This window comes from Paenibacillus piscarius (assembly GCF_022234545.1).
GTDB classification, from domain to species: Bacteria; Bacillota; Bacilli; order Paenibacillales; family Paenibacillaceae; genus Paenibacillus_AQ; species Paenibacillus_AQ piscarius.
On record NZ_JAIEUI010000005.1, the window covers coordinates 272,221 to 297,287 of the forward strand.

A 25,067-nucleotide genomic window follows, 5' to 3' on the forward strand; every position below is an offset into this window, starting at 1 on the left:
GATACACGCATTGGAGGGAAGTCTGAAGTGGCTAAACATCAGTTTTCATTTATTTTTCCGGGACTCGGGACAAAAAAAATGGACCTTTTTAGGGTTAGTAATGATTCGCTTAATAAGAGCATAAATTGTTTAATAAATGCATCATCAGATATTATTGGATTTGACGTAGCAGCCAGACTGAATAATCTATCCGATAACATGAATAACGAGCTTGAATTGTTTGATCAAATTGCAAACTATTCCTTAAGCTGTGCCGTAGCCAAATTTTATGAAGGTATCGGTTTAAAGGCAGAACTTCTGTGCGGATGCAGCTTGGGAATATACTCAGCCCTACATTTTGCAGGAGCCTATACATTCAAAACAGGCATAGAGTTAATTCAGACAGCCTATCGATTATTGTCCCAGTCTTTAAAGGGAGATACAGGGGCAGTTGCCGTAGTTATCGGTTTCACCCGAAACAGGCTGGATAAGCTAATTCATGACTCCTCCACCAATTGTACTGTAGAAATCGCGAATGTGAACGGCCGTTTTAATCATGTAATTACAGGATTAGAGTGCGACGTACATACTGTAATGGCTGATGCGGAAAGAGAGGGGGCTTTGAAAGTATTTAAGCTCCATTCCACACTCCCTTACCATCACACCAGTTTTTTCGGAAGGGCAGAAAGTGAATTTAAAAACTATCTTGCTTCAATAAATATTCGCGATAGCAAAATACCTTTAATGTCGTGTATCGATCAGAGAATAATCAGTAGTTCTTCAGAGATTCAGCATGAGCTTGTAAGTAATCTGGTAAGCAATCTTTCATGGATGAGTACGGTCCATCAACTGTCTTTATATGGAATTACAGATGTTGCGGATACCAGCATAGACAATCAATTATATAAAATCTCCAGCTCCATTAACAAAAGTTGCCGTTTTTATTGTTGGCAAGACTTAAGCTAATGTATTAAATGATTTTGTGCCATTAGTCACTTACATATACTGGTTTTTGGGATATATTATTTGATGAAAATGGTTTTATATGGGTTGCAATCTTTTTGAATCAAAAATATAAAGTGAAGGTTGTTTTATGATGAATATTATAAAAGTTGAAAACCTAACCAAGACCTATCGCAATTATAAAAAGGAAAAAGGGATGTTGGGCACACTCAAAAATCTGTTTCATAGGGAGTTTTTTGACACCACATCAGTGAATATGGTTAATTTCGATATAGCCGAAGGAGAAGTTATCGGTTTTCTGGGGCCGAATGGAGCAGGAAAAACCACGACTTTAAAAATGCTGTCCGGCATACTTCATCCCACCTTGGGAACAGTTAGTGTGATGGGGTATTGTCCATGGGAGCGTAATAATGAATTTCGGCGGCAAATCTCGATCGTTATGGGGCAGAAAAATCAGTTGTGGTGGGACCTCCCGTCTAACGAATCCTTTGAACTGAACAAGGCGATTTATCAGATCGACAATAAGTCGTTTACTAAGATTCTAAATGACTTAGTAGAAATTCTTGGGGTGGGAGACTTGTTAAAGGTACCTGTAAGAACTCTCTCACTTGGAGAAAGAATGAAGATGGAGCTGATCGGTTCCTTGCTTCATGATCCTAAAGTTATCTTTCTGGATGAACCTACGATCGGGCTTGATCTGGTCTCACAAAAGAAAATCCAGGAGTTTATATTGGAATATAACAGAATGAAGAAAGTAACGATCGTCCTCACAAGTCATTATATGAATGATATTGATAACTTGTGTAAGCGGTTAATCGTTATCAATAAAGGTTCAATTATCTATGACGGCAGTCTTGAGCATACCAAACGAATGTTTTCTAAAAGCAAAGTATTCAAGATTACCTTTGCCGAAACGGTGGACGTCAATGCCATTGAGCAACTGGGAGAGATCATATCTATAAAATCTCCATACGAAATCGAACTGAAAGTGGATAATGATCATGTTGTCTCTACATCTAATATAATGCATCAATACTATAAAATATTAGATATATCTATAAATGATACCCCTATAGAAGATGTTATTTTAGAAACCTTTAATGTATAGGAGTGCGAGGAAAATGAAGTGGAATAAATACACCAAGCTCTTTCAGATTACCTTGCAGAACTCAATAGCCTATAGAGTCGATTTCGCAATGGGAATTCTTTCTGGAATTATTCCTCTTGCCGTGCAGATCTTATTATGGAGCAATATATACAGTGTCAATCAATATGATACGATTCGTGGTTATTCACTTCCCAGGATACTCTCTTATATATTGGTCGCTATTGTTATTTCCAAAATAATTCAGGCCAGTGTTTACCCTGCAATTGCGCAAGAGATCAAGTCGGGGACATTGTCTAAATATTTAGCAAAACCATTGGATCATCAAATTTATTGGCTTGTCAGTGAACTTGGCGGAAAAATTCTTTTTACTATCGCTGCATTCATCCTCCTTGTTACAGTACTCTTTTTTACGGGTTTAGGCATTTCTGCAATTACGCTGCTAGTTGGTGCGCTGGTTTTAGTCCAGGCCCTTTTAATCAGTTTTTTTATTTATTACTTATTGGCACTGTTATCTTTCTGGTTTCTGGAAGTGTCCCAAATATTCACTGCATTTGGCTTAATCTCAACGTTTCTCAGCGGAGGGATGATCCCTATTGACTTCTTTCCGGATTTTTTGCAAAAGCTGCTGGTATTCCTTCCTTTTAAATATATTATTTATTTTCCAATCACTTTATTTACCACTAACCTGGAGAGAAATTACGTTATGACCAATTTGGCCTTTCAGTTTTTTTGGGTGATACTATTATTCTTCGCTGGAAGATTAATGTGGTTTGTAGGGGAGAGAAGATACTCTGCTTTTGGGGGATGAGCTTAGTGATCAAGCGTTATTACTTGTTATTGAAAGTATTCATGAAAAATTGCATCATTCGCGATTTGGAATTTAGAATGAATTTCGTAACCAATCTTTTAACTGATTTTGTGTTTAATATCCTGAAGATATTTTTTATAGAGCTGATTTTTTTAAATACACCGGAAGTTGCCGGCTTTAATAAATACCAAATGATATTTATTTTTGGAACTTCGTTTATTATCCTTTCCGTTTATATGACGTTTGTTTTTTTTAATCATATCCGGATTCCGATGGCGATTCAGAACGGAGAGTTTGATTTTGCATTGGTAAAACCGATGTCGACAGTGTTTTTGTTATCTTTTCGCTATTTTAATATTGCAGGAATAGGCAGCGGCCTTTTCGGGATTTATTTGGTAGGCTTGTCGTTTTACAAGCTGAATATGCAATTTGACATCTTATCTGTGGTCCTTTATCTTGTATTGCTGATCAGTGGTTTTCTTGTCTATTATTCCCTTTCGCTGATTCTATACACCTTTTCTTTTTGGACAGTTAAAACAGGGAATTTTATTAACGTCATGGTAGATATGGGTGAAATCATGAAGTACCCTGTAGGCTTGTTTCCCAAATCCGTTCAACTAATTCTTTCCTTTATTGTTCCCCTTTTTATGGTTGCGAGTTATCCTTCAGCGATTTTTTTAGGGAAACTCCCTACCTCCTTTACCATTATTAACTTACTGGTCAGTCTTGTTTTTCTATCGATATCGATATCATTCATCCGCTATGCTTCCAAGTGTTATTCAAGTGCAGGCGGTTAAATTAGAATGGCAAGGAGAGGGACGTCATAGATAATCTTTTACTATTGAGCAGAAATGGCTATGAATACTCTTTAATAGGGAAGAAAAGAATAACTATTATTAAAAATGGGATTACCTATTTTATTTTGAACCTACTGCCCGTAATTGATGGCCGCCAAATGCGATTTGATACGTTGTCTATAGACAGCTCTATCGGGAAATATGTGCTTATGTCTGAAAAACACCCTTACCAGGCTGTTATTCAAGTAATTAACAATCAAATCTCCTACTACATTGCCGGAATAAAAGGATATATCAAGGAACTTGTCTATTTTCACAATTCTTATGCAAATTTAAGCCTGTTAAGGAATTTTACCGCTGACTATCAAAACTATCAGACCGGTTGGGAAAAATGTTATGTGGAAACCAAAAGCTATATTTCGCCAATTGCGGAGGAACGCAACAATAAGATTAGAACATGGGGGTTGACTCCACAACCAAGAGTCTTGGCTGGAAAGCTCCATTATTTAACAGAGGAAGAGAACTCTTGGTTTGGATTTTCCTTACCCGGTGCGTTACCAGTCCATTCAACTATATTTAAGCAGAATGGCTCAAGAACGATAAAAATGATATTTAATGGTTATCACCCGGCTACTCCAGATGATCAGCCGCCTTGCATCTATTTCTTTGATCATCTTCAGCGTTCATATGATATTTTGGAGAAGCATTATGAGATCTCTAAAGCTCTGCATTATACAATTGACCCTCCTTTTTATAGCTGGTGGAACAAACCTATACTTAGCCCTAATTCGGATATAGCCGAATATTATAAGCTTGGGCAGAACGGTGTCTACCGTTTTGACTTAGAACATGATAGTTTTGTGAAATATATTACAAAGATAGAGGAGATGACAGATTCCACCGACTTTACGGTGCTCATCGATGGCTATTGGTATGCCAATACAGGGAATTACTTTTCCATATCCAGCATTTTTAAGGACAAGGAGACGTTGCGTCAGGTCATCGATGAGCTTCACCGAAGAGGCCACAGGGTTCTGCTGTGGTTGTCGCTCTTTAAAATTGAGGGAGAGCTTCCGCCCGGGATTACACCGGATATGACACTGCAGCAGGATATCTTTCGTATGTTTGACCATACTTGTCCGGTTGTAAGAGATTACTTCAGAGATGTGATCCGATTTATGCTTTCAGCCAACGAAGGCTGCCTCAATGGGGATGGTATCAAGCTGGATTACAGTTATTTGTCGCCAGACACAAGCAGGCCCTTCCTATACGATCAGGGATGGGGAGTCGGCGACCAACTACGCTCTAAAGTAAACGCATATATCTATGAATGGGCCCATTCCATAAAAGAGGATGCTTTTATATCGGATACCTGCATTGAACCAAGTGTGCCTCTGGATGTCATTCGGTTGAATGATGAGTGGGGCGAAGATGTGAACATCTGGCTAGAGCGCGCGGCAAAAGCGGTGAAGATCCGAAACAAATTGATTGATACTGATGGGTTCTGGATGCATGCGGAAAAATTCAAGAATTATTGTATGCTGGCTCCGGTGATAGGTATTCCAAGTTTTCATTGCTCAGAAAAGTTTTTCAGTTTTGAAGCTCTTAGCGAGACAGATTACCGTCGTTTGAATTCCAGTTGGTATGTGTATAATCACGCTCCGGTAACACCAGACATGCAACTTGTGGTTCGTCCGAAAGATCAGATGTATTATCGGAAATATACAACAGGCTCATTGTCTGGTTTCTACTCAGCAATCTCAATCAACGGGCAATGTTTGGTTACGTATACCAGGGAAAAAGCCCTGATTGCCTCTGTAAGCAGTACTACTGTAGAAATACCACTCCCTCCAGGGCTTAAAGTTAAACAAGTGATTGCAAAAGCTTGGTCGAATCAGGTTGCAAACCACCCTTACTATGAAGGGTTTGCTAAAGACACAGTGCTTATTCCTGTTGATGACGCCGGTAGGGAGTACCGCTGGATAGAAGTCGAATTTATTTAAAGATTCATGTGAAGAGGCGGGGTGAACAAGTTGTTGAAATGTATCGTATGGGATTTAGATAACACGATTCTGGATGGAGTGCTTATCGAAGATTCAAGTGTGAAGTTAAGAGACGGTATCAAAGATATTTTAGAGCTCATTCATGAGAAGAAGGTTCTGCAAACCATCGTTAGCAAGAACGATAAAAATCAGGCCTTAAGCAGACTGAAGGATCTGGATATTATTGATTATTTTATTTATCCGCAGATTAACTGGAATCCGAAGAGCAAATCCATCAAACGGATAATAGATAATCTTCATTTTAAAGCGGAAGATGTTCTATTCCTGGATGACCAGCTTTATGAATTGGATGAGGTACAAAACACATATGAAGATGTAAAGACATTTCCGAGTGGGAATTTGACAGACATGAAGGAATACATCATGGTGCTTCTCGCTGAGCTAAATCCGAATACTATAGACCGAATAGATTTATACCGGCTGGAAGAAAAAAGATTAATGGACCGTGAGCGTTACTTCGTCACAAACAAAGACTTTCTGCTTAGCTGTCAAATGCAAGTATCCATATCCAGAGCGCGCTACAACCACATAGAGCGAATCAGAGAACTGATTACACGAACGAATCAGCTCAACCTTAATAAGAGAGATTATTCTGATAATGACCTGAAGTGGATGATCGACAGCGAGCAATATGGAGTATTACTAGCAGACGTGAAAGATAGATACGGTTCTTACGATGTATCGGGTGTGCTTATTCTTAATTATACAGAGGGGTTCATTGTCGAATTATTAATTGTGTCGTGTCGGTTACTGGGTAAAGGAGTTGCCAATGCCTTGCTGGATTACGGGGTGCAGCTAGCGATTAGGGGGCAACACAACCGGATATATGTGAAATACAAAAAAACACCCTACAACAGACCATTCTTATATTTACTTTTGCAATGCGGATTTAAAAAACAGGAGGATTCGATGTTTGACCCCAACTTTTATCTGGATTTGAGGCCTGACAGCCGTTTATTACCGGACTGGATTACAATCGTTCATTCTGAAGATAAAGAGGTGTTATAGATGGACAAGCATGATGTCAAAGGTTTTTTATATGAAAAGCTGATAGAACTGGATCTGGTGTCTGATTCGGATGCTCTGAAGGAGATAGTATATTTCTCCGATCTGGGCGCAGATTCAATCGCAATGCTAAATATTGTCGTTCTAATGGAAGAAGAGTTCAAGGTGGTTTTTCCAGATGAGCAGTTGACGTTTGAAGCCATTAACCATATCGGAAAGTTCTGTGATTTTTTTGCTTCTGGGACGGGCCTGATCCATGGTTAATGTGGTAATCACTACAAGGAATAAAGCGTCTTATTTAGATATCGTCTTATATTTTTTGACTCTGCAAACATTTAAAGATTTTAATGTGCTGATATGCAATGACGGGAGTTCGGACCATACTGACGAAGTTATTCGGAAATGGTCATGCCACTTGATGATTACCTCTATCAAAAACGCAGCAACAAAGGGTGCCTCGGCTTCCAGAAATACTTGCATCCAACGCGTGAAGACGGATCAGGAGATCATCCTTTTTTTGGACGATGACAGGATACTACCCCCTGATTGCATAGAAAGACATATAAAGGTATTAAACGAGACCTCTGCTGATTTCGTTTGCGGGATCAGATGGGAATTATATCAAGGGATTAACGAGCGCCAAAGACAGAATATCAAGGACAGATTGGAGCGGAACTATTCCCACTACAACAGGCATATGGAACCCATGCATACTTTATTGTTATCCCGCTACGGAGCAGATATAAATTCGGCAAACCTTAACTGGTATTTATTTCTAACAGGAAATTTATCTGCTAGAAAGCAAGTTTTTGCAGATATTGGCTGCTTTGATGAACATTTAGACAGGTTAGAAGATCTGGAACTGGGCTATAGAGCCAAATTAAAAGGCAAGACCGTCCATTTCTGCCCGGAGATAGCCTCTTATCATATGCTTCATAAGCGGGATGAATACAACGCGGTAAGACATTTTGATAAATTAACACGTAAGCATCCGGTTGTCGAAATGCAGCTTATGAAACGTTTTGTCGAAGGTGAACTCTGTATTCATGAATATGAAAGGTGCATTGCGGAGAATACAAATGCAGTTACTGTGCGATGTACAGTATGCTCCAACCAAGATGCGGTTCCCTTCTTTCATAAGGGGCATTACAGCGGCTAGAACAGGGGGAAGTAAATGAAGATTATGGCTCCAGCTATTTCATTTGATACAGCCAGACAGGTTATAGAGGCCGGTGCTGAAGAGATCTACTTGGGTGGAGACGACGGAGTTTTTAGGACCTACTCCTTTACTGGAAGAGGCAAAGCTTCGATTAATTATCCTGACATGAACTGTCCGGAGGATGAATTACGGGGCATCGTGAATTATGCACATGACCGGGGGATTAAAGTTAATTATTTATGTAATACCCCATTTTTCTATAATGGTGCTATCAGTGGAGACATGGAGAATCATTACCTGGCCTATGCGGAAAAAGGTGTACATGCCGGCGTGGACGCATTGGTTATAGGCGATTTGGGACTTTTAAATATCACTAGCAAGCAGGGATTCAATGTGAAGCTGCATGCCAGTGTTTTTTTTAAAACATTGAATTTACAGCAAATACTCTTTTTGGAACAATTCGGTGTTGAGCGAGTGGTACTATCCTATCATATTTGTATGGAGGAAATTGAAGCACTCTGCTCCAGATCCCCTATAGAAATTGAAGTAATTGGATATTTGGGATGTTCATTTTTTAACGGTGCTTGCGGATTTCTGCATGATTTGGGGGAAGGTGCCGTTAATGATTTTGATCCCGGCATCTCTTGTAAAGGAGTATATTCCGCCTGTTGTGAAGGCAAGCAGGGAAACGGAAGGATATTTGACGTGGAAAAGGGTTGCGCCATCTGTTCACTTCATAGATTAGAGCAATCCGGAGTCAATACTTTGAAAATCGTAGGGCGGGACCGCGACTACAAACGGACTGTTGAGGTTATCCGGCATTATAAATCGGCACTGGAACATTATAGAAACGGAGAGGGTGATGAGCAGATTAGAGCCGGGCTGCCCAATTGGTGGACCAAAATATGGTGCTCCGGTAACAGATGTAAATACAGTGACCATGCTTATCTCATTGGAGGATAAATCTAATGATCATTGAACGAATGTATGTAGAACATGAAGAGGGCAGCGTGAGCACCGATCCGTTCGTTATCGGAGATGAGGGATGCATATACAAGGCAACCCAGGAAGCAATGCTGTCTCAGGCGGAACAAGAAGCTGGAAAAGGCCGCAGTATACGATATATTACCCCATTCGTGCCTGAGCAGAATATGCAGCATTTGTATGACTGCATCTACTCTTTGGCAGGAGAAAAGAAATTAAAAGTAACTTTTAATGATTACGGTTTTTTATTCAGGTGTCTAGATTTGATAAAAGACGGAAACATCATTCCTGTCTTAGGCAGGCTGCTCACTCGTTCAATCATCGATTCACCCTGGAGCGATGAAATTATGAAACAAGAAGAAGCTGATCTGTCAGCTGCCGTCTTAGGGCCTTCTTTTATCCATGAAGCCAAGATTGAAGTGCTGAACCGCTATAATATCTATGAACTTGAAGTGAATATTTGCGCCCCCTCCTTCATTGAGGAATGGCATCGTATGGGAATGAAGGTAACGGGTTATGCCAACAATGCCCTAATCTCAATAGGCAGAACCTGCTATTCAGCAAGATGGCATGCCATTACAGGAGAGTGCTCCGGAACGGAGGCGTGCCGCAGCCCAATATCCATTGAACTTTCTAAAAAATGGTCCAGAAAAAATTTTATGTACCAAGATGCATCGCATCAAGACAGGCAGCGGTACGGCGGCATGTATATTCTCGGGAATGCAGTTTACCGTCAGCAGGACTCCGCAGATGCTTTAGCCGGACTGATGGGAAACTATGACTATATGATTGTATAAGTTACAACACCATCCTTTAATACAGGGGGAAGCAATCATGAGCTACGACAGTAGGATGTATAAGAAAAACAGTGTGTTTCTTTCAGAAAATGCCGGGAGCGATGGACTTGATTTGGCTATTGTTCTGGTCACTACGGAAGGAATACAGCATAAGAGCGGGGGGATTGCTAAATATTTCCGAAGTTTCATTGAAACCGTCGTGGAGATGAGACATCAATTCTGCAATCTGTCTATTAACCTTACGCTCTATGCTTGTGAGCCGGCGTTACTAACTGCAGTGCCCACGTATTCACGGGAAAACTATGATCAACTTAAAGAGTTGCTCGAAAGCACTGGAGGGGCTTTTTTTAAGCTTGTAAACAATACCTACGGACAGGATTGGATCGGCTCAGTGGAGAACTGGAAGCTGTTCAGCGCTTCCGCTGCCACTGTTGCATTGAATCTTGCTGAGAAACACCAAGCCACATTAGTAATAACAGGTTCCTCATGTCTGGCTTTAACGCATGTATATATCCATAAACAGCTCAAGGCTTTCAAAGCAGACATCCGAACGATTCATATGACACATGATTCTGCATTCTCTACTTTTCATAAAGAGCGTAACGAAAATATTTTATCTATGGACTATCTCGCTGCCCAATGGACAAAGTTCAGCCCTAATGCAAAGATCGGGTATGTGTCCCAATATATGAAAGATCTGTTTAAAATGCATTATATGGTCCCGGAAGACGGGTTTATACCTGCAAAAGGAGGTGTATTGTTTGGTGAAGAGCGGTTCAAAGCTTTGAGCGATGCACAGATCATTCGGCTTTTGCAGAAGTATCAAATCCCCATAGATAAGCAAGTCATTTTTAGCTGGGGAAGACCGGTAGACTATAAAAGACTGGATCTGGTATTCAGGGCAAGTAAATATTTGCCTGAGGATATATTTCCGGTGGCTGTTACCAATGGGATATACTCAGCGCTTCAAGAGTACCTCAAAGCGAATTCATTGCGCGGATTACTAATTGAGAAATATAAAGATTTTGAATTAATCAATGCGCTACTGCACTGGAAAAACACAGTCTGCACATGCCTGTTGTCCGAAAATGAACCAGGGGCAATTGTTCCAATGGAAGCGATGTACATGGCACAGGGTCATAACAATGTAATCATAGCTAACTCCAATGGAATATATAAAGAATTGATCCAGGAAGGGATAAACGGATTTACTATTGAGAGTGATCCGGCACAACTTGCAGAAAAGATTCTACAGATCAATGCGATGTCCAACGAACAGCTTAGAGAAATCAATAAGAAAGCCTATACGACAATCTGTCAGCATTTTGGTCAGAAAAAATTTATTATTGAAACGTTATGTGCGGCTGTCCCGCAAATCCATGCTCATAGTAAAAGGTTAATCAATTACATTGAGGAAGCAGAAGGAGGAGGAATATAAGTGCTGCAAGCGCATATTTATTCTTTAGGATGCACAGAAAACCTATTGGATGCACAACTTTATCATGATTTTCTTCAGCAGAACGGATATTTAATGACTGAAGTAATTGCCGATGCCGATGTGGTGATATTAGTCACTTGCGGAGTTACAAGTTATTTGGCAAATGAGTCCATGGATAAATATTCATTTTTGCGTTCCAAAGTCAAGGAAGAGTCCCGATTAATCATTTGCGGTTGCTTACCTGCAATTGAGAGGGAGCGATTGGATGAGACAGGCGCTCTTACCTTCAAATCCTCTCATGGGGATGTTACCAAACTGGCAGAAATATTGGGAATCACGGATTTTTCTTGGGATGACTCAGCGGTGGGTCATCAGTTATATTTCCCCTCAGTTAGCCAGGATCAGCCCAATCCGCAGGGAGCGGTTGCAACGGCAACCAGGAAGCTGAAGACATTGGTTGCACTTGAACGGGAAATGGAGAATGTATACAGTGAATTAGAAATGGAACGTCCTATGTATTTCAGAAGAATAACTGAGGAGGTCTATAAAGAAGCATATTTTGTCCATGTTGCCAGGGGATGCGGTGGAGCTTGCAGCTTTTGTGCCGTACGATTTGTAAAAGGGAAAATCAAAAGTAAGCCGATAGCACAAATTGTTAAAGAGATTATGCGGGGGGCTGAGGAGGGGTATACGGAAATTGTCCTAGCAGGTGACGATGTAGGCTCTTATGGAAAAGACATGGATAGCGATTTCTACGAATTAATGAAGGAGCTTCTGGCTCTTGATCTCCCGGTCAATTACAGCGTGCGCAACTTTGAACCATTCTGGATGGTCAATCATCTGGATAAAATGGAGGGATTATTAGCAGATGGGCGGATAGCTTCGATCTGTGTACCGCTTCAATCGGGCAGCAACAGAGTTCTGGAAAGGATGAAACGTCACTATACGCTGGAGCAGGTTCTCCAAGCAGTGGAATATCTTAAAGAAAAATACCCCCATGTCCTCTTTTCCACCCATTATATGATTGGTTTCCCGGGAGAGACAGAAGAAGACTTCAATCTGACGTTGAACAGCTTAACGTGCGATTACTTTGACTTTATACGCTATAGCATGTACACCGACCGGCCAAGGACGGAGTCCAGTAAAATGACCGATAAAGTGACTGTGGTCGAGAAGTTGAGAAGAATGAAGATTATGGATGAATATTCTTACAAGTTTTTCGAGGAAAAACATAAGAAAATGACACAAAGCTGGATTTCTGCACTAAACCGCAGAATGGAGGAGATCTTTTATTGAGAAGACGGAGGTAATGAATCAGCTAAAAGCATTTGTCTCAGAAGCCTTTTTTCTGGAAACAGAAATGTTGGATAAAGCTGACGAGAAACAGCTGCAGGAACTGGGGATAGGATCCTTTGATTTATTTCATATTCTTCAATTTTTAGAAATCAACTTTGGTATTAAGGTGCACGATAACGAGTTTAATGATGAAAACTTTGGAAGTTTACAAGGAATCTGTAATTATATTGTCAATGTAAGAAGGGAGAACTAAGAATATGATCTTAGCCAACTGCATTGGAATTACAAAAGCCTATGCTGAAAAGATTATTCTGGACGGTATCACTTTTGATATCAAATCAGAAGATCGAATTGGCTTGGTAGGCCACAATGGAACCGGTAAAAGTACATTGGCTAATCTCCTATTTGGTTCAGCAACTCCGGATAAAGGTACAATCATCTATCATCAGCCTCATCTCAAGATAGGCTATCTGTTACAATCTACCTCCTATACTCAGTCTATGTCGCCCGAGCCGGCCATCCTGGAAAGCCGGGAGCAGGCCGAACAACTTTTTCAATTGTCGAGCAGGATTGGGATTGAGAATATGATTGATTGGGAAGATCAGCGCTATCAAGGATTAAGCGGCGGTGAAAAAACGAAAATTGCATTGCTGAAGATTTGGATATCCAAGCCGGATATAGTAATCCTGGATGAACCAACGAATCATATGGATTCCGAGGGAGTTGAATGGCTGGTCGATGAAATCCGAAAATTCAAAGGTGCAGTCATTATTATATCGCATAACCGCTATTTTTTGAATCAAACGGTTAATCAGATCATGGAATTGAACGAAGGAAAGATCAGTATCTACTCCGGAAATTATTCATTTTATAAAGAAGAAAAGGAGCGGAACTATCAATCCCAATTACATCAATACCATATGCAGGAAAAAAAACGGGCGAAAATAGAGGAAGAAATCAAGCGGTTGGATGCCTGGTCTGAAAAGGCCCATGTGGAAGCGGGTAAGGTCGGAAAAATGGCGGATATGAGGAAAGGTACCAAAGAGTTTTATAGAACAAAGGCAAAAAAGATGGACAGGCAGGTCAAATCTAGAATTAAGCGCTTGGAGAAAATCGGGATCGAAGGAATCGACAGGCCAAAAGATGAGGCGCAGATCGTTTTTAATCTGGAACAAACGAAGCGGCACGGGAGCAGGATTCTGGAGGCTAAAAGAATATCTAAAAGCTTTGGAAAGATTAAGCTTTTTGAACATTGCTCATTTTATTTGAAGGCTGGAGATAAGGTTGCTCTTACCGGGAAAAATGGTTGCGGAAAAACAACGCTGATCAGAACAATCCTGCAAATGGAGCACTTGGACGAAGGTGAGATTTGGATAAGCCCATCCTTGGATATTGCCTATTTCAGCCAAGAAGCTGGTGACTTGAAGGAAGAGCAAACTCCCTTGGAAACACTTGAGCTGTCTCAGAGATCTGAGCTTGAAAAGGCACGCACTTTATTATCCCGTCTGGAATTTACTGAAGACATGCTTAAGCGGCCCGTCCGTTCGCTAAGTTTGGGTGAGAGAACAAGATTGAAATTAGCCAAGTTAATCTTAAATGATAAACACTTGATTATTATGGATGAACCGACCAACCATCTTGATATACGAAGCATAGAACAATTGGAGAAGGTGTTGGCAGAATATAAAGGGACAATGTTATTAGTGTCCCATGACCGTTATTTTTTGGAGCATATTTGCGATTATTTCCTGGTCTTTGAGCGCGGATCTATTGTGAAGCGCTATGAGCAATCCCGCCAACTACCGGCAAATGAAATACAATCCGTTGTCGAAGAAAAAATGCTCCTCGAAAACAGAATTATTGAAATCCTGGGCAAGATCGACAAGGTATCGCGGGATGGTCAAAGCTACAGCGAGTTAGATGAAGAATATCGGCAATTGGTGTCCAGAAAAAAAGAACTGGAGCTATAAGATGCCTAACATGGAGGCCAAGCATGCGAATCGAAAATAAAATTAAAGAGATTATTATTGAAAAATCAGAGAGCAGCTTGACGATTGAGCAAATTGAGGATGACGAGTTTCTGCTTAGTGGTGGATTAAATCTCGATTCCATTATTATTATTGATGTGATTGTAGCACTTGAAGAATGTTATGAGTTTACTTTCGACGATGAGGATATCAGTGTTGAGCTTTTCAATAGCGTAGCCAGTATTGCCCATTGCCTGAGAGAAAAAGGAGTTGGGGCCTAACTATGCTTGGGTCCTTTGCTCCTCCACCTGATACAAGACTGGACATTCTGAATGACGTATTTGCTCGCATCGGTATTGATTTCTATAAGGAAATCACCGGAGAGTATTGGGGATTTATATATGAAAAGGTTATTTGGCGAGGCATCTACAGCGATGAAGAAGGCAAGCCGTTCATTCTTACAATTTCGGGCAATACATTGGAAAACTGGGATTTCTTAATGGAGGCGGGATGGTTTTTAGACCCGGTATCCACGCTTCCAAAGGATGATCTGTCTGATTCATGCTTCATAGGCATGCTTGCCGATACAGGACGTTATTTCATTTATCATCCCGAGAGCTTGTGGAAAAGCTTCTACGAGGCAAATGGAACTAAACTACATATGTCCTCCTACGCGTGTTCAGAGATAGAGAGGTTAATACAGACACATCACTCTTCCTTGATGATGTACGTGTTAAGATTTGAAGCAGGGCAGACCCATAGACGGAAGACTGAGCTATTCAAGGCGTGGCTGCAGGGGATGCAACCGGGTACGGTTACCAGAAAGCCTGAGGTAATCCGGGGTGAAGGTATTGCCGGCATGAAATTCATGCTGGAGGATTTGCAGCTGTTTGCCCAACACGGACATGAAGAATGGATGAACGCCTGGGGAAGATGGATATCCAGCCGATTATATATTTTATCACAGCAGAGGCAGGGAAACCGACGTTATTTGGAGGAATGGATGTCCCAAGCCTGTAACTGGACGATACAGGATGAGATAAATCATTGTGTAGATGTTTGGTGCATGGATTATGAAATGATGTATACAGGGAACCTATTGCATAAATTGGGAGCATGGGTTGCGGAAATCATTAAAGCGGAGGAACGTCTGTTCCATGCTTTCGCAACCTTATAGCGTGGAGGGGGTGGAGGTATGAGCGAGATCAAACTTGATGGAGTCAATTATTATCCTGCGCAGTATTGTATAACCAGTGTGTTTGGAACCTGCCTTAGCTACTATGGGATTGACTTGTTCAGCGATCTTTTAGGGAGATATTGGGATTTTCAGTTCGAATATTTTCCTGCGGAAGATTTTCTGTTGGGAAGGTACCCGAACTATAATATCAGTCCTGTGACCAAGCCGTATTACAGGATTCTGCAGGAAGATTTCGGAGTACAATTTCGCACTTTGAACATCGGGGAGGACAAGAACAGTCTGTTACGGGCTTGCCAGTCACAATTAATGCTTGGCTCTCCGGTTATCGCGAGTGTAGATCCATATTATTTTCCCCATTACGGCAACTATCTTCGTTATCACGGATTGCTGTGGAACCATTATGTGGTAGTGTACGGATGCTCCGAGGCTCTGCAAAAAATCTATTATGTAGATTCGACCCGGGCATTCGTAATGGGAGCTAGGCATGAGATGGATGTGGAGGATTTCTACAAGGCAGTCTTTCAAAAAAACAATATCTACAGCCTGGAGCCCGAATTGGTTGTTATGGATCCACCGGTTACAAACCAGGTTCAAAGCGGCATCGGCGACTGGTTCAGCTGTGACCCTGGAAAAGAGCGCCAGCATTCTTCCGGGAACGGAGTACAAATATCTGTTGGAACACAAGGATTAGAGCTATTTATTGAACATCTTCAAATCGTGTCGGCTATTCAAGGAACGGAAAGACAGCAACAGGCTCTGGAGAGGATTCTGAACCAGGTGGTTCTGATATGCCAGCATCGTGAAGGAAATGCCAAATATACTGAGAAGCATGCCCATTGCCAAGATCTGTCCATCTCAATAATTCTTAGAACCTGGCAGAAGATCAAGTTCTCTTTATCTCCCGCAAGATCCAAAGATCATCGGCAAAGATTCTGTAATGTGGCGGACTACTTGAAGGAAATCGTGTCGGCGGAGGGGGCTATCATGAATGAATACGCAAGAACCTATTGAACTGGATAACCTGGTTGAACAAGCGTTTTTTGTAAGAAAGTTCGTTAATAAAAAGCTGATTGACCGCCAAGCTCTCACTACGGTTGTTCAAACTTCTCTGAATAAAAGGAATCCTCTTCAACTGGTTGGATTCTGGGGTGCCATGAACAAATATAACATGGATGACAATGACGAGAAAACAATACAGCAACTGGAACAGTTCAACTTATATTTATCCCGCAAGCTTCCTTATGGCTGTTGTTGGACTATAATACTTGCAGATATGCATGCCCTGCATAACGGGTACCCTGCAGAACATGTTCAGCATTATTTGGATCAGATCAGAACAAGGCTTGAGCACAAGGCAGGTATACAGACCCTTTTATTGAAAACCCTGTGGAAGGATTATGCAGTAGAGCAGCAAATAGCGCAGCGGGCAGACCGGACTAAATCCTGCTGGAAGCAAAATCCGTTGTCCGAAGCGCTTGAATGCCAGGCATCCCGTTATAGCATCAACTGTAAAACCTTTACGGAGAATGCACAACATTACTACAGCATGCGCAAAATCGAGGCGGAGATTATTCGAATCCTTTATCCGGAGGCCATCTTTTTCAGCATCTCCTTAAACAAAATGAAACCTTTGTTTCCGGATTTGCCCCATTTGTATTTATGGTCTTTAAAACGCGGAACCTCTCAAGCACCCTGGTTAATGAAAAGTGTAATGGAGGGAGAACATGAACCCTTGGGATCGTTGTGAAGATCTAATCCTGGCCCACGGGCAGAGGATATTCATTATTGACAAGCATCTAAAGGAACTGACTTATAGTGAGCTTGGACAAAGGGTAGAGAAGGCAGCCGAACTTATCGAACAATACATTCCCGACGGTCCGATAGCCTGGCTGGGAACGAATAATTCCTTTCATTTTGTTGCAGTATTGGCATGCTTTAAGGCAAACCGTCCGCTGTTTATTTTTAATACAGACTGGCAGCCTGCACAAATAAACGGCAATTTAATAAAAACAGGGATCAACAATCTGCTGTACGATAATTCATTAGCTATGGATTTGCAAATTGTGCAGCAAATATCCGATCACCATTCTGTCTTCAGTTTTGCTGATGATAATACGCTTCTCCCATCCATACAGGTCATTTCTAACAAGCCGCAAAATCAACAACAAGCCGCTCCGGCATATTCCAACTTACTATACTTGCCTACCTCTGGTACAACCAGCGAAAGCAAATGGGCAGGGCATTGTTTGAATACGGTATTAGATAACATGCAGGCACTGGCCAACAAGCTGGAGATCACGGAAGACGACCGGATTCACTCAATATTGCCGGTTTTCACTTCCAATGGAATGACCATAACCTTTCTATTACCCTTCGTTACGGGCGCTTCCATCTTTGTGGATGAGCAGTTTAGTCCCTATACCTTATCCGGCTATTTGAATCGGTCTGCAAACGCCAATGTGACGATTCTGAGTCTTGTACCTAGTCTAATCCAAATGCTTAACAGAGTTACAAATTCACTCCCTTCAAACGTTGACGGGAATGCAAATATAGTGCGCTTTGTTATCTGCGGGACGGCGGTCCTACGCAGGGAAGATCAAGCGGTCTTTGAGGCATTAACCTCAATTCCCGTTTATTCAAATTATGGACTGACGGAAACTCTGTTTGTAGCGAGTCAGAATCAAAACACGAGAGGAACCCGTTCTTCGGGTTCATTGCTGGAAGGTGTTCAAGTACAGCTTCGGCAGGGTGAGGTTTGCGTAGGCGGGAGCTATTTGATGAAGGATAGTCCAAGTCGGGCTGAAGAAAGTAATGTATTTCATACAGGTGATTTAGGTTTCTTACAGGAAGGCGAGCTTTATATCACCGGAAGACAAACGGACATAGTGAACAAAGGCGGATATAAAATAAACCCGGCGGATCTGGATCTTTTTCTGATTCAGATAGAAAGTGTTCTGGAATGCTTTTCTTTTGGTGCAGCCGCCGAAATCTCGGGGGAAGAGCTTTATTCGGCTATTGTGCTTCAGGAGGGGGAGCGGGAGCGTTTAATTAAGGACTTGCGGCGTTACATTAACGAGAATCTCCCTCCATATATGATTCCCAAACTGCTAATCATAGACGCAATTCCCCGGAACTCTGCCGGCAAACCTGTCAAGCGGGAATTAATAAGGCTGATTAGTCCAGCAGAGCATGCTAATCCGAACCTAAAAGGGGATGCAGTCTTATGAACGTGTTATTAATTAACCCCAACCGCATTAAGCCGCCCGTTATGCCCTTGGGACTTATTTATATCCAATCCTTTCTAAATGAACATGGGGTCAAGACGAATCTTCTGGATCTGTGCTTTGATCAACATACAGAAGCGGCTGTACAAAAAACGATAGCAGAGTTTAAGCCTGATATGATTGGGATTGGAATACGCAATGTGGACAATGTGGTCTATACCCAGAACGAATATTTTTTGAAGGACATAAAACAGCTGGTGGGCCAGATAAAAGCAATAACTGGTGTACCCGTTGTATTGGGAGGCGCTGGCTACTCCATCTTTCCGGAAGAAATACTGAAGGACGTTGGCGCTGAATACGGTATTGTTGGCGAAGGTGAAAAAAGCATGCTCTTGCTGTGCGAATTCATGCAAGGAAAGGGCCGTTTAGCTGACATTCCGGGTTTGATATATGCCGGTCAGGAGCACCTCATCCGTTCCAATCCGATCTGTAATCTCGCTAATGAGGAGTTGGATACCTTGCCCTTTCCCGACTACTCCTGCATCGACACTGAGAAATACTATAAGGACGGCGGAGTATGCAGCATTCAGACCAAACGGGGATGTGCTTTGGGCTGTATTTACTGTACCTATCCTATCGTTGAAGGAAGGGCATTCCGCCTGCGCAAGGCTGAACAGGTCGTTAAAGAAATGAAGGATATCGTGGAGAAATACGGCATGAACTATTTTTATTTTGTTGATAGTATATTTAATGTCCCGTTTCGCCATGCAGAGAATATCTGCGATGAGATTATTAAGAGTAAATTGGAGATTCAATGGTTCGGGTATGTGTCGCCCCAAGGATTTACTAAGAGCAGACTGGAAAAAATGGTTCGTTCAGGGGCAGACGGTATTTGGTTAAGCACGGATACATGCTCTGAATTGATGCTTAAAAATATGGGTAAGGGCTACGGAACCAAGGCTATAATCCAGGCCATTGAAGTATGCAAAGCTGCGGGGGTAAGGTATAACCTCGTTCTGGTGCTGGGTGGACCGGGTGAGACCGTAGAGACTCTAAACGAAACATTTGATTTTTTGGAGAAATATGATCCTAACATCGCATTAGTAATGTATGGCTTACGCATATATCCCGGAACACCGCTATATGAAATCGCCAAGCAGGAGGCTGTTCTAAGCAACCGCCCGGATCTGCTGATACCGGAATTTTATGTCTCTCCCGCAGTTAATGAAAGCATCATTGATGTGATTCAGTCGCGTTTGAAAGGGCATGAGAACTGGTTCGCAACCCCCGACATATGGGACAGGAAAGAGAAATTAAAGAATGTTCTGCTGGAGAAAAGAATGCAGGAATATTACCGAAATGGGGTCAGGGGGCCGTTCTGGGCAGTCGTAGATAAGTTGATAAACTGACAGATGGAGGAGATTGACTTGAAGAAAAAGGTTGTACTTATCCAGCCTCCTTTCGAGAGATTAATGGGATATGCCAGATTCTATACCCATCCTGGCCTATTGTCATTGGCGGGCATTATTGAGGCGGCCGGCCATGATGTACTAGTATATGACGCTGACTATGATCCTAACGGAATTAGCTACGATCAATTGGAGTTGATTGACAATTATGATTTGTATGTCAATGAATTGAACAAGTTTTCTTCACCAGTCTGGGATGAGGTAGAAGCGCTGCTCCGAGAGTACCAGCCCGATTTTGTCGGGATTACCGTATTGAGTGTAACCCAGGATTCTGCCCGCAAGATTGCGCAGATCTCCAGAGATATTAATCCGAAGGTATTAATTATTGCGGGTGGAGTGCATCCTACTATTTTCCCGGAAGATGTCAATTTTGCGGATTATATCGTCCAGAATGAAAGTGAAGAAGTTATTGTCGATATCATTGAAGGAAAATACGGCTGTGGTGTTATCAGCGGTAAGCGTATTAAGGATTTGGATGCCCTACCATTGCCAGCCGTACATCGTTTGTACAAGCTGGAGAAGTTCAAAAAAAGAGATCTTTCTCTGGTAATGAGCACAAGGGGCTGTCCGTTTAGCTGTAAATTTTGCAACTCCCCGCAGATATGGGGCAGGAAAGTAACCCGGAAAAGTACAGGCAGATTCATCGAAGAACTGCAACAGTTAAAAGAAAAACATGGTGTAACTGATTTTTACATCAGCGATGACTCGTTCACATGCAATAAAGCTTGGCTTCAGGAGTTTTGCGCAGAGGTTAAAAAACTTAATGTAACATGGCGTTGCTTGGATCGAATAGATCACATCCGAGAGCCAATGATACTTCAAATGATGGATGCGGGCTGCCGGAATATTAAATTTGGTATTGAGTCTGGGTCACAGCGGATCCTGGACAAAGTCAATAAAGGAATTAAGGTTGAGAATGTGATTAAGGCCAGTGAACTGCTGGAGAGAATTGGATTAAATTGGTCTGCATTTTTCATGATCGGTTTTCCGGGGGAGACCGAAGAGGACATTCGGATGACACAGCGGATGATCCAGAGTATTTCCGCAAAGAGTGTAACCTTAAGTATCTTTACTCCTTTTCCGGGCAATGAACTTTATGAAGCAAGTGAAATGGATTATAAAATGTATTCCCATCACAGCCCATACAACAATTTTACAGGAGTAGTTGAAGATTCAAGATTTAAAGAGCTTTTAATCGAGACTATCAAATATGCTTCAAAAGGATATGAAGAGCATACTGACAGGCTGGTGAAATAAATGAAGAAGCCAAAAATGTTGTTTATTTATCCGGATATCGGAAGTAACAGTATCAGCTTCTCACCTGCGATTGAGATTCTCTCCGCTGTATTGGAACAGCAAGAGGTTGAAGTGGAGCTGATACATATTCACGAGAAGCATGGCGTTCCTTTTGACCATCAAATTCTTTTTGAGCAAATTCAGCAGGCTTCTCCTGATGTGATTGGTATGACCTCTACGTCGTATCAATATGATATCAGCAATGAAATTGCTGGCCAATTGAAGGAAAGGGGGATCAAGGTCCCGATTGTGCTCGGAGGCATTCATGCCAATATCTCCCCTGAAGATCTAAAAGAGTCGAAATTCGATGCATTCTGCACGGGAGAAGGGGAAGTGCCCTTAAGCGAAATGTTCCGGCGGATACGGACTGGAGAAGAACTAACAACCATCCCCGGCTTTCACTTCAAAAGTGCTGATGGGCGGGTCATTACCAATCCCGCAAGCAAAGTCATTCGTAACCTAGATGATCTGCCTATGCGAAATTATGGAATCATGAATACCCAACAAATTTTGACATTGAAGAACAAATGGTTAAGCATCGCCTTTTCCAGGGGTTGTCCTTATGCATGTAATTTCTGCATTAATCAAAAATTAAAATTGAATCACCGGCAAACGGAAAGTGGAAAATACTTTAGAATCAACAGCGTAAACAGGGCATTGTCTGAGCTTACAGGATTGATCGATAAATATGGTGCTCACATTGATGTAATTAATCTGGATGACGATTTGCTGATTTTGGAAAAAGAATGGTTTATAGAATTTGCCAACCGCTTTGAGAAAGAAATCTTCAAACCGTATGGAATTAAGTATGCCATTAATGTTAGAGCAAACTTAATCAACGAGGAATTGATTAGTGTTATGGCTCGCTCAGGTTGCGATTTGGTTAGAGTAGGCTTTGAAACTGGTAATCAGGAGATGCGAAATAGAGTTCTCGGAAAAGGGATTAGCAACCGGCATCTGTTTCAAGTCTTTGATTTGTTCCATAAATACGAGCTGAGATCTTTAGCCTTTGCCATGTTAGGCATACCTGGTGAAACGGAAAGCAGTATACAGGATAGCCTCAATATGTTGCGTAAATTGCAGCCAACCCTGATTCGCATGGCTATTTTCGAGCCTTTCATCGGTACTCCGCTTTATGATTATTGCATTGAGAATGGCCTGATAGATAACGGGAATCAGACCCATGAGAACTGCTTCGACAGATCGGCCTTGAGCTTCAAGGATCTATCACAGAGCCAACTTCAGCTCTATCATATTCTTTTTCCATGGCATCTCAACCTGGGGTTTGTCGGCGAATACTCCACGCTTTATAAGGAACTGATTACCACTTACAGCAGGCTAGACCAAGAGCAGCATTCGCTTGAAGGAATCAGAGCCCGTATTTTAATGGATGACAGAATCATCAGCGAAAAGCTGAATAAAGAGGGCATTGCCCACTATGAATATTTTGAGAATAACAATTTTTACTACCATTTGGCTAAACCGCTGAAGCTTTCCTCTCCTAAGTGGTCAGAAACGGTGATCCAAAGTTGAAGATTAGCATTATTATTCCTACCTATAATAAGCCTGACTATCTGACGTTGACATTAAAAAGTTTCTGTCTGATGGATTTTGATCCCAACGAATTTGAAGTAATTGTCTGTAATGATGGCTCCGAATGCTCTTATGACTCCATTGGGAAAATTTCATATCCATACTCATTAAGGATTCTAATGCTTCAGCATAAGGGCAGAGCGGCTGCCAGAAATGCAGCTATCCAAGCGGCCAGAGGCGAAGTGATCGTATTCAATGACGATGATACCTTGGCAGCCCCTGAATTTCTGAGCGGTCATTGGACACGGCACCTGCTGTGTGAACGCGTGGTTGTACTTGGCGAAAGAAGGCAAGTATACGGAGCAGGACGAACCATGCATGAGATGATGCACATGGCATCCGCAGAACTGCTTTCCTGGACGGTGCAACGATCCAGGCAAAGCCTGTTTACTTCGCAAATTACAAGAAAAATCTTTCAGTTTCCTATAAGCAGGCACTGGATTTGTTCACTCACAGGAAATATGTCCTTGAAAGCCGCAACCTTTTCAGAGATAGGAGGATTTGACGAAGCTTTTGCAGGCTGGGGACTGGAGGATATTGAATTAGGTTACCGTCTTTATCAAGGTGGCTTTTTCTTCTACTATGATCCTGACATTATTAATTATCATCTTGAACATCTCAGAAATAAAAGTGAAATGTTCAGAGATACATACAAAAACATGGAATATTTCTTATCTAAGTATGGATATCCCAAGGATTTAGAATATTTCAGAAAATTATATTATGGACATATGAGTTTAAAAGAGTATGACCACTGTACTTTTCAGGAGATGGATCGAGAAACAGAAGATTCGTATTATCCTCTATTTAGAATAAATACATCTCAAAGGAAGGATACTATATGAATCGGCATCTTGAGCTTGGCTTGACGGAAGAAACGGTAATTAATATGTATACCCATATGCTCCAAGGCAGAAAATTTGATGAAAGAGCCCTACTATTGCAAAGGATGGGCAAAGTAAGCTTTCATATTGCGGGTATAGGCCAGGAGGCGGCCCAAGTAGGCGCAGCATTTGCCCTGAAAATGGGTGTCGATTTTTTGTTACCCTATTATCGGGATAACGCATTTGTTTTAAGTGCAGGAATGTCGCTGCAGGATCTGTTTCTTTCTATTTTCGCAAAGTCGGAGGATCCTAACAGTGGAGGGAGACAATCACCCGGTCATTTTAGTACTCGGCGATTAAATATCGTAACAGGGTCAACTCCCGTAGCTACTCAGATTTCACATGCTGTCGGATTTGCACTCGCATTAAGAATGAAACAGGCCAGTGCGGTATCGTTTGTTACTTTTGGTGAAGGTTCAAGCAATCAGGGGGAGTTTCACGAAGCTTGTAATTTTGCTGGCGTATTTAGTCTTCCTGTTATTATGATGTGTGAAAATAACCAGTATAGTATTTCCACACCTTATCAAAAACAAATTGGCGGCGGAGTACCTATAGCATCTAGAGCAAAAGCATATGGTTTTAAAGGGATCCGGGTGAACGGAAATGATATATTTGAAGTTTATGAAGCTGTAAAAGCAGCTAGAGAAAGAGCAATTGACAATGAGGGTGCTACACTGATTGAGGCAGTAACATATCGGTGTATTCCTCATTCAAGTTCTGATAATGACCTGATCTATCGTTCCAAAGAGGAAGTGGAACTTCATTCAAATGATGACGGGATAAAAAAACTTAAAAATTATATGTTGAAAAATGGATTTTGGTCTGAGGAAGTTGACAAAAATCTACATAATCAGATAAATAGTATGATAAATGAAGCGGTGGACTATGCTGAAAAAGCCCGTTATCCCAATCCTGAAGATACTTTATTACATGTGTATGCAAATGAATGAGAGAGCACAATATCACAGCTGAAATAGCCCAGAGGTGAAATGTAATTTTGTGGAGTTAGAAAAAAGGCAGACCTACACACCGTTTGAGC

The 25,067-nt window shown here is 41.6% G+C and carries 24 protein-coding genes; all 24 read left to right on the forward strand.

Going from position 1 to position 25,067, the window contains the following annotated elements; all coding sequences use genetic code 11:
• Positions 1-27: 27 nt before the first annotated feature.
• Complete coding sequence (locus K1558_RS11695) at positions 28-945, forward strand: ACP S-malonyltransferase (protein ID WP_238651749.1); 918 nt, start codon at positions 28-30, stop codon at positions 943-945.
• Positions 946-1,075: 130 nt separating this feature from the next.
• On the forward strand, positions 1,076-2,050 hold the full coding sequence (locus tag K1558_RS11700; protein WP_238651834.1) for an ABC transporter ATP-binding protein: 975 nt from the start codon (positions 1,076-1,078) through the stop codon (positions 2,048-2,050).
• A gap of 13 nt (positions 2,051-2,063) precedes the next feature.
• The gene (locus tag K1558_RS11705; protein WP_238651750.1) at positions 2,064-2,858 is read left to right on the forward strand and encodes an ABC transporter permease; all 795 of its coding nucleotides are present in this window, start codon (positions 2,064-2,066) and stop codon (positions 2,856-2,858) included.
• Positions 2,859-2,863: 5 nt separating this feature from the next.
• Positions 2,864-3,655 (forward strand): ABC transporter permease, encoded by a 792-nt coding sequence (locus K1558_RS11710; RefSeq protein ID WP_238651751.1) that lies wholly within the window; start codon positions 2,864-2,866, stop codon positions 3,653-3,655.
• A 44-nt stretch (positions 3,656-3,699) separates the two neighbouring features.
• Positions 3,700-5,658, forward strand: a complete 1,959-nt coding sequence (locus tag K1558_RS11715; protein WP_238651752.1) for an alpha-amylase family protein — start codon at positions 3,700-3,702, stop codon at positions 5,656-5,658.
• Between the two features lie 21 nt (positions 5,659-5,679).
• Positions 5,680-6,726, forward strand: a complete 1,047-nt coding sequence (locus tag K1558_RS11720) for an HAD-IIIC family phosphatase (protein ID WP_238651753.1) — start codon at positions 5,680-5,682, stop codon at positions 6,724-6,726.
• The gene (locus K1558_RS11725; protein WP_238651754.1) at positions 6,727-6,987 is read left to right on the forward strand and encodes an acyl carrier protein; all 261 of its coding nucleotides are present in this window, start codon (positions 6,727-6,729) and stop codon (positions 6,985-6,987) included.
• Complete coding sequence (locus K1558_RS11730) at positions 6,980-7,882, forward strand: glycosyltransferase family 2 protein (protein WP_238651755.1); 903 nt, start codon at positions 6,980-6,982, stop codon at positions 7,880-7,882. The genes K1558_RS11725 and K1558_RS11730 overlap by 8 nt, the downstream gene beginning before the upstream one ends.
• A gap of 15 nt (positions 7,883-7,897) precedes the next feature.
• On the forward strand, positions 7,898-8,845 hold the full coding sequence (locus tag K1558_RS11735) for a peptidase U32 family protein (RefSeq protein WP_238651756.1): 948 nt from the start codon (positions 7,898-7,900) through the stop codon (positions 8,843-8,845).
• Between the two features lie 5 nt (positions 8,846-8,850).
• Positions 8,851-9,663 (forward strand): hypothetical protein, encoded by an 813-nt coding sequence (locus K1558_RS11740; protein WP_238651757.1) that lies wholly within the window; start codon positions 8,851-8,853, stop codon positions 9,661-9,663.
• A gap of 37 nt (positions 9,664-9,700) precedes the next feature.
• On the forward strand, positions 9,701-11,101 hold the full coding sequence (locus K1558_RS11745) for a glycosyltransferase (protein ID WP_238651758.1): 1,401 nt from the start codon (positions 9,701-9,703) through the stop codon (positions 11,099-11,101).
• Positions 11,102-12,397 carry a radical SAM protein gene (locus tag K1558_RS11750; RefSeq protein WP_238651759.1) on the forward strand — a complete coding sequence of 432 codons (1,296 nt, stop codon included), beginning with the start codon at positions 11,102-11,104 and terminating at the stop codon, positions 12,395-12,397.
• A gap of 13 nt (positions 12,398-12,410) precedes the next feature.
• A complete protein-coding gene (locus tag K1558_RS11755; protein WP_238651760.1) occupies positions 12,411-12,650 on the forward strand; it encodes an acyl carrier protein in 240 nt (79 codons plus the stop codon).
• A gap of 4 nt (positions 12,651-12,654) precedes the next feature.
• The gene (gene abc-f, locus K1558_RS11760) at positions 12,655-14,367 is read left to right on the forward strand and encodes a ribosomal protection-like ABC-F family protein (RefSeq protein ID WP_238651761.1); all 1,713 of its coding nucleotides are present in this window, start codon (positions 12,655-12,657) and stop codon (positions 14,365-14,367) included.
• 23 nt (positions 14,368-14,390) lie between these two features.
• Positions 14,391-14,645, forward strand: coding sequence for a phosphopantetheine-binding protein (locus K1558_RS11765; RefSeq protein WP_238651762.1), 255 nt, complete (start codon positions 14,391-14,393; stop codon positions 14,643-14,645).
• A 2-nt stretch (positions 14,646-14,647) separates the two neighbouring features.
• Positions 14,648-15,541 (forward strand): hypothetical protein, encoded by an 894-nt coding sequence (locus K1558_RS11770; protein ID WP_238651763.1) that lies wholly within the window; start codon positions 14,648-14,650, stop codon positions 15,539-15,541.
• 18 nt (positions 15,542-15,559) lie between these two features.
• Entirely contained in the window at positions 15,560-16,573 is a 1,014-nt protein-coding gene (locus K1558_RS11775; RefSeq protein WP_238651764.1) for a BtrH N-terminal domain-containing protein, read from the forward strand.
• Positions 16,551-17,309 (forward strand): hypothetical protein, encoded by a 759-nt coding sequence (locus K1558_RS11780; RefSeq protein ID WP_238651765.1) that lies wholly within the window; start codon positions 16,551-16,553, stop codon positions 17,307-17,309. The genes K1558_RS11775 and K1558_RS11780 overlap by 23 nt, the downstream gene beginning before the upstream one ends.
• Positions 17,287-18,789 carry a class I adenylate-forming enzyme family protein gene (locus K1558_RS11785; RefSeq protein ID WP_238651766.1) on the forward strand — a complete coding sequence of 501 codons (1,503 nt, stop codon included), beginning with the start codon at positions 17,287-17,289 and terminating at the stop codon, positions 18,787-18,789. The genes K1558_RS11780 and K1558_RS11785 overlap by 23 nt, the downstream gene beginning before the upstream one ends.
• Positions 18,786-20,195, forward strand: coding sequence for a B12-binding domain-containing radical SAM protein (locus tag K1558_RS11790; RefSeq protein ID WP_238651767.1), 1,410 nt, complete (start codon positions 18,786-18,788; stop codon positions 20,193-20,195). Before K1558_RS11785 ends, K1558_RS11790 begins: the two co-directional genes overlap by 4 nt.
• A gap of 18 nt (positions 20,196-20,213) precedes the next feature.
• Positions 20,214-21,512 (forward strand): B12-binding domain-containing radical SAM protein, encoded by a 1,299-nt coding sequence (locus K1558_RS11795; protein ID WP_238651768.1) that lies wholly within the window; start codon positions 20,214-20,216, stop codon positions 21,510-21,512.
• Entirely contained in the window at positions 21,513-23,084 is a 1,572-nt protein-coding gene (locus K1558_RS11800) for a B12-binding domain-containing radical SAM protein (RefSeq protein WP_238651769.1), read from the forward strand.
• Positions 23,081-23,989, forward strand: coding sequence for a glycosyltransferase family 2 protein (locus K1558_RS11805; protein ID WP_238651770.1), 909 nt, complete (start codon positions 23,081-23,083; stop codon positions 23,987-23,989). The genes K1558_RS11800 and K1558_RS11805 overlap by 4 nt, the downstream gene beginning before the upstream one ends.
• A complete protein-coding gene (locus K1558_RS11810; protein WP_238651771.1) occupies positions 23,986-24,978 on the forward strand; it encodes a thiamine pyrophosphate-dependent dehydrogenase E1 component subunit alpha in 993 nt (330 codons plus the stop codon). The genes K1558_RS11805 and K1558_RS11810 overlap by 4 nt, the downstream gene beginning before the upstream one ends.
• Positions 24,979-25,067: the final 89 nt, after the last annotated feature.

Excerpts from the sequence above, each read along its gene's own strand:
- K1558_RS11700 (WP_238651834.1), top strand. The coding sequence starts at position 1,076 with ATGAATATTATAAAAGTTGAAAACCTAACCAAGACCTATCGCAATTAT.
- K1558_RS11705 (WP_238651750.1), top strand. The coding sequence starts at position 2,064 with ATGAAGTGGAATAAATACACCAAGCTCTTTCAGATTACCTTGCAGAAC.
- K1558_RS11725 (WP_238651754.1), top strand. The coding sequence starts at position 6,727 with ATGGACAAGCATGATGTCAAAGGTTTTTTATATGAAAAGCTGATAGAA.
- K1558_RS11730 (WP_238651755.1), top strand. The coding sequence starts at position 6,980 with ATGGTTAATGTGGTAATCACTACAAGGAATAAAGCGTCTTATTTAGAT.
- K1558_RS11735 (WP_238651756.1), top strand. The coding sequence starts at position 7,898 with ATGAAGATTATGGCTCCAGCTATTTCATTTGATACAGCCAGACAGGTT.
- K1558_RS11740 (WP_238651757.1), top strand. The coding sequence starts at position 8,851 with ATGATCATTGAACGAATGTATGTAGAACATGAAGAGGGCAGCGTGAGC.
- K1558_RS11745 (WP_238651758.1), top strand. The coding sequence starts at position 9,701 with ATGAGCTACGACAGTAGGATGTATAAGAAAAACAGTGTGTTTCTTTCA.
- K1558_RS11755 (WP_238651760.1), top strand. The coding sequence starts at position 12,411 with ATGAATCAGCTAAAAGCATTTGTCTCAGAAGCCTTTTTTCTGGAAACA.
- abc-f (WP_238651761.1), top strand. The coding sequence starts at position 12,655 with ATGATCTTAGCCAACTGCATTGGAATTACAAAAGCCTATGCTGAAAAG.
- K1558_RS11765 (WP_238651762.1), top strand. The coding sequence starts at position 14,391 with ATGCGAATCGAAAATAAAATTAAAGAGATTATTATTGAAAAATCAGAG.
- K1558_RS11770 (WP_238651763.1), top strand. The coding sequence starts at position 14,648 with ATGCTTGGGTCCTTTGCTCCTCCACCTGATACAAGACTGGACATTCTG.
- K1558_RS11775 (WP_238651764.1), top strand. The coding sequence starts at position 15,560 with ATGAGCGAGATCAAACTTGATGGAGTCAATTATTATCCTGCGCAGTAT.
- K1558_RS11780 (WP_238651765.1), top strand. The coding sequence starts at position 16,551 with ATGAATACGCAAGAACCTATTGAACTGGATAACCTGGTTGAACAAGCG.
- K1558_RS11785 (WP_238651766.1), top strand. The coding sequence starts at position 17,287 with ATGAACCCTTGGGATCGTTGTGAAGATCTAATCCTGGCCCACGGGCAG.
- K1558_RS11790 (WP_238651767.1), top strand. The coding sequence starts at position 18,786 with ATGAACGTGTTATTAATTAACCCCAACCGCATTAAGCCGCCCGTTATG.
- K1558_RS11800 (WP_238651769.1), top strand. The coding sequence starts at position 21,513 with ATGAAGAAGCCAAAAATGTTGTTTATTTATCCGGATATCGGAAGTAAC.
- K1558_RS11810 (WP_238651771.1), top strand. The coding sequence starts at position 23,986 with ATGAATCGGCATCTTGAGCTTGGCTTGACGGAAGAAACGGTAATTAAT.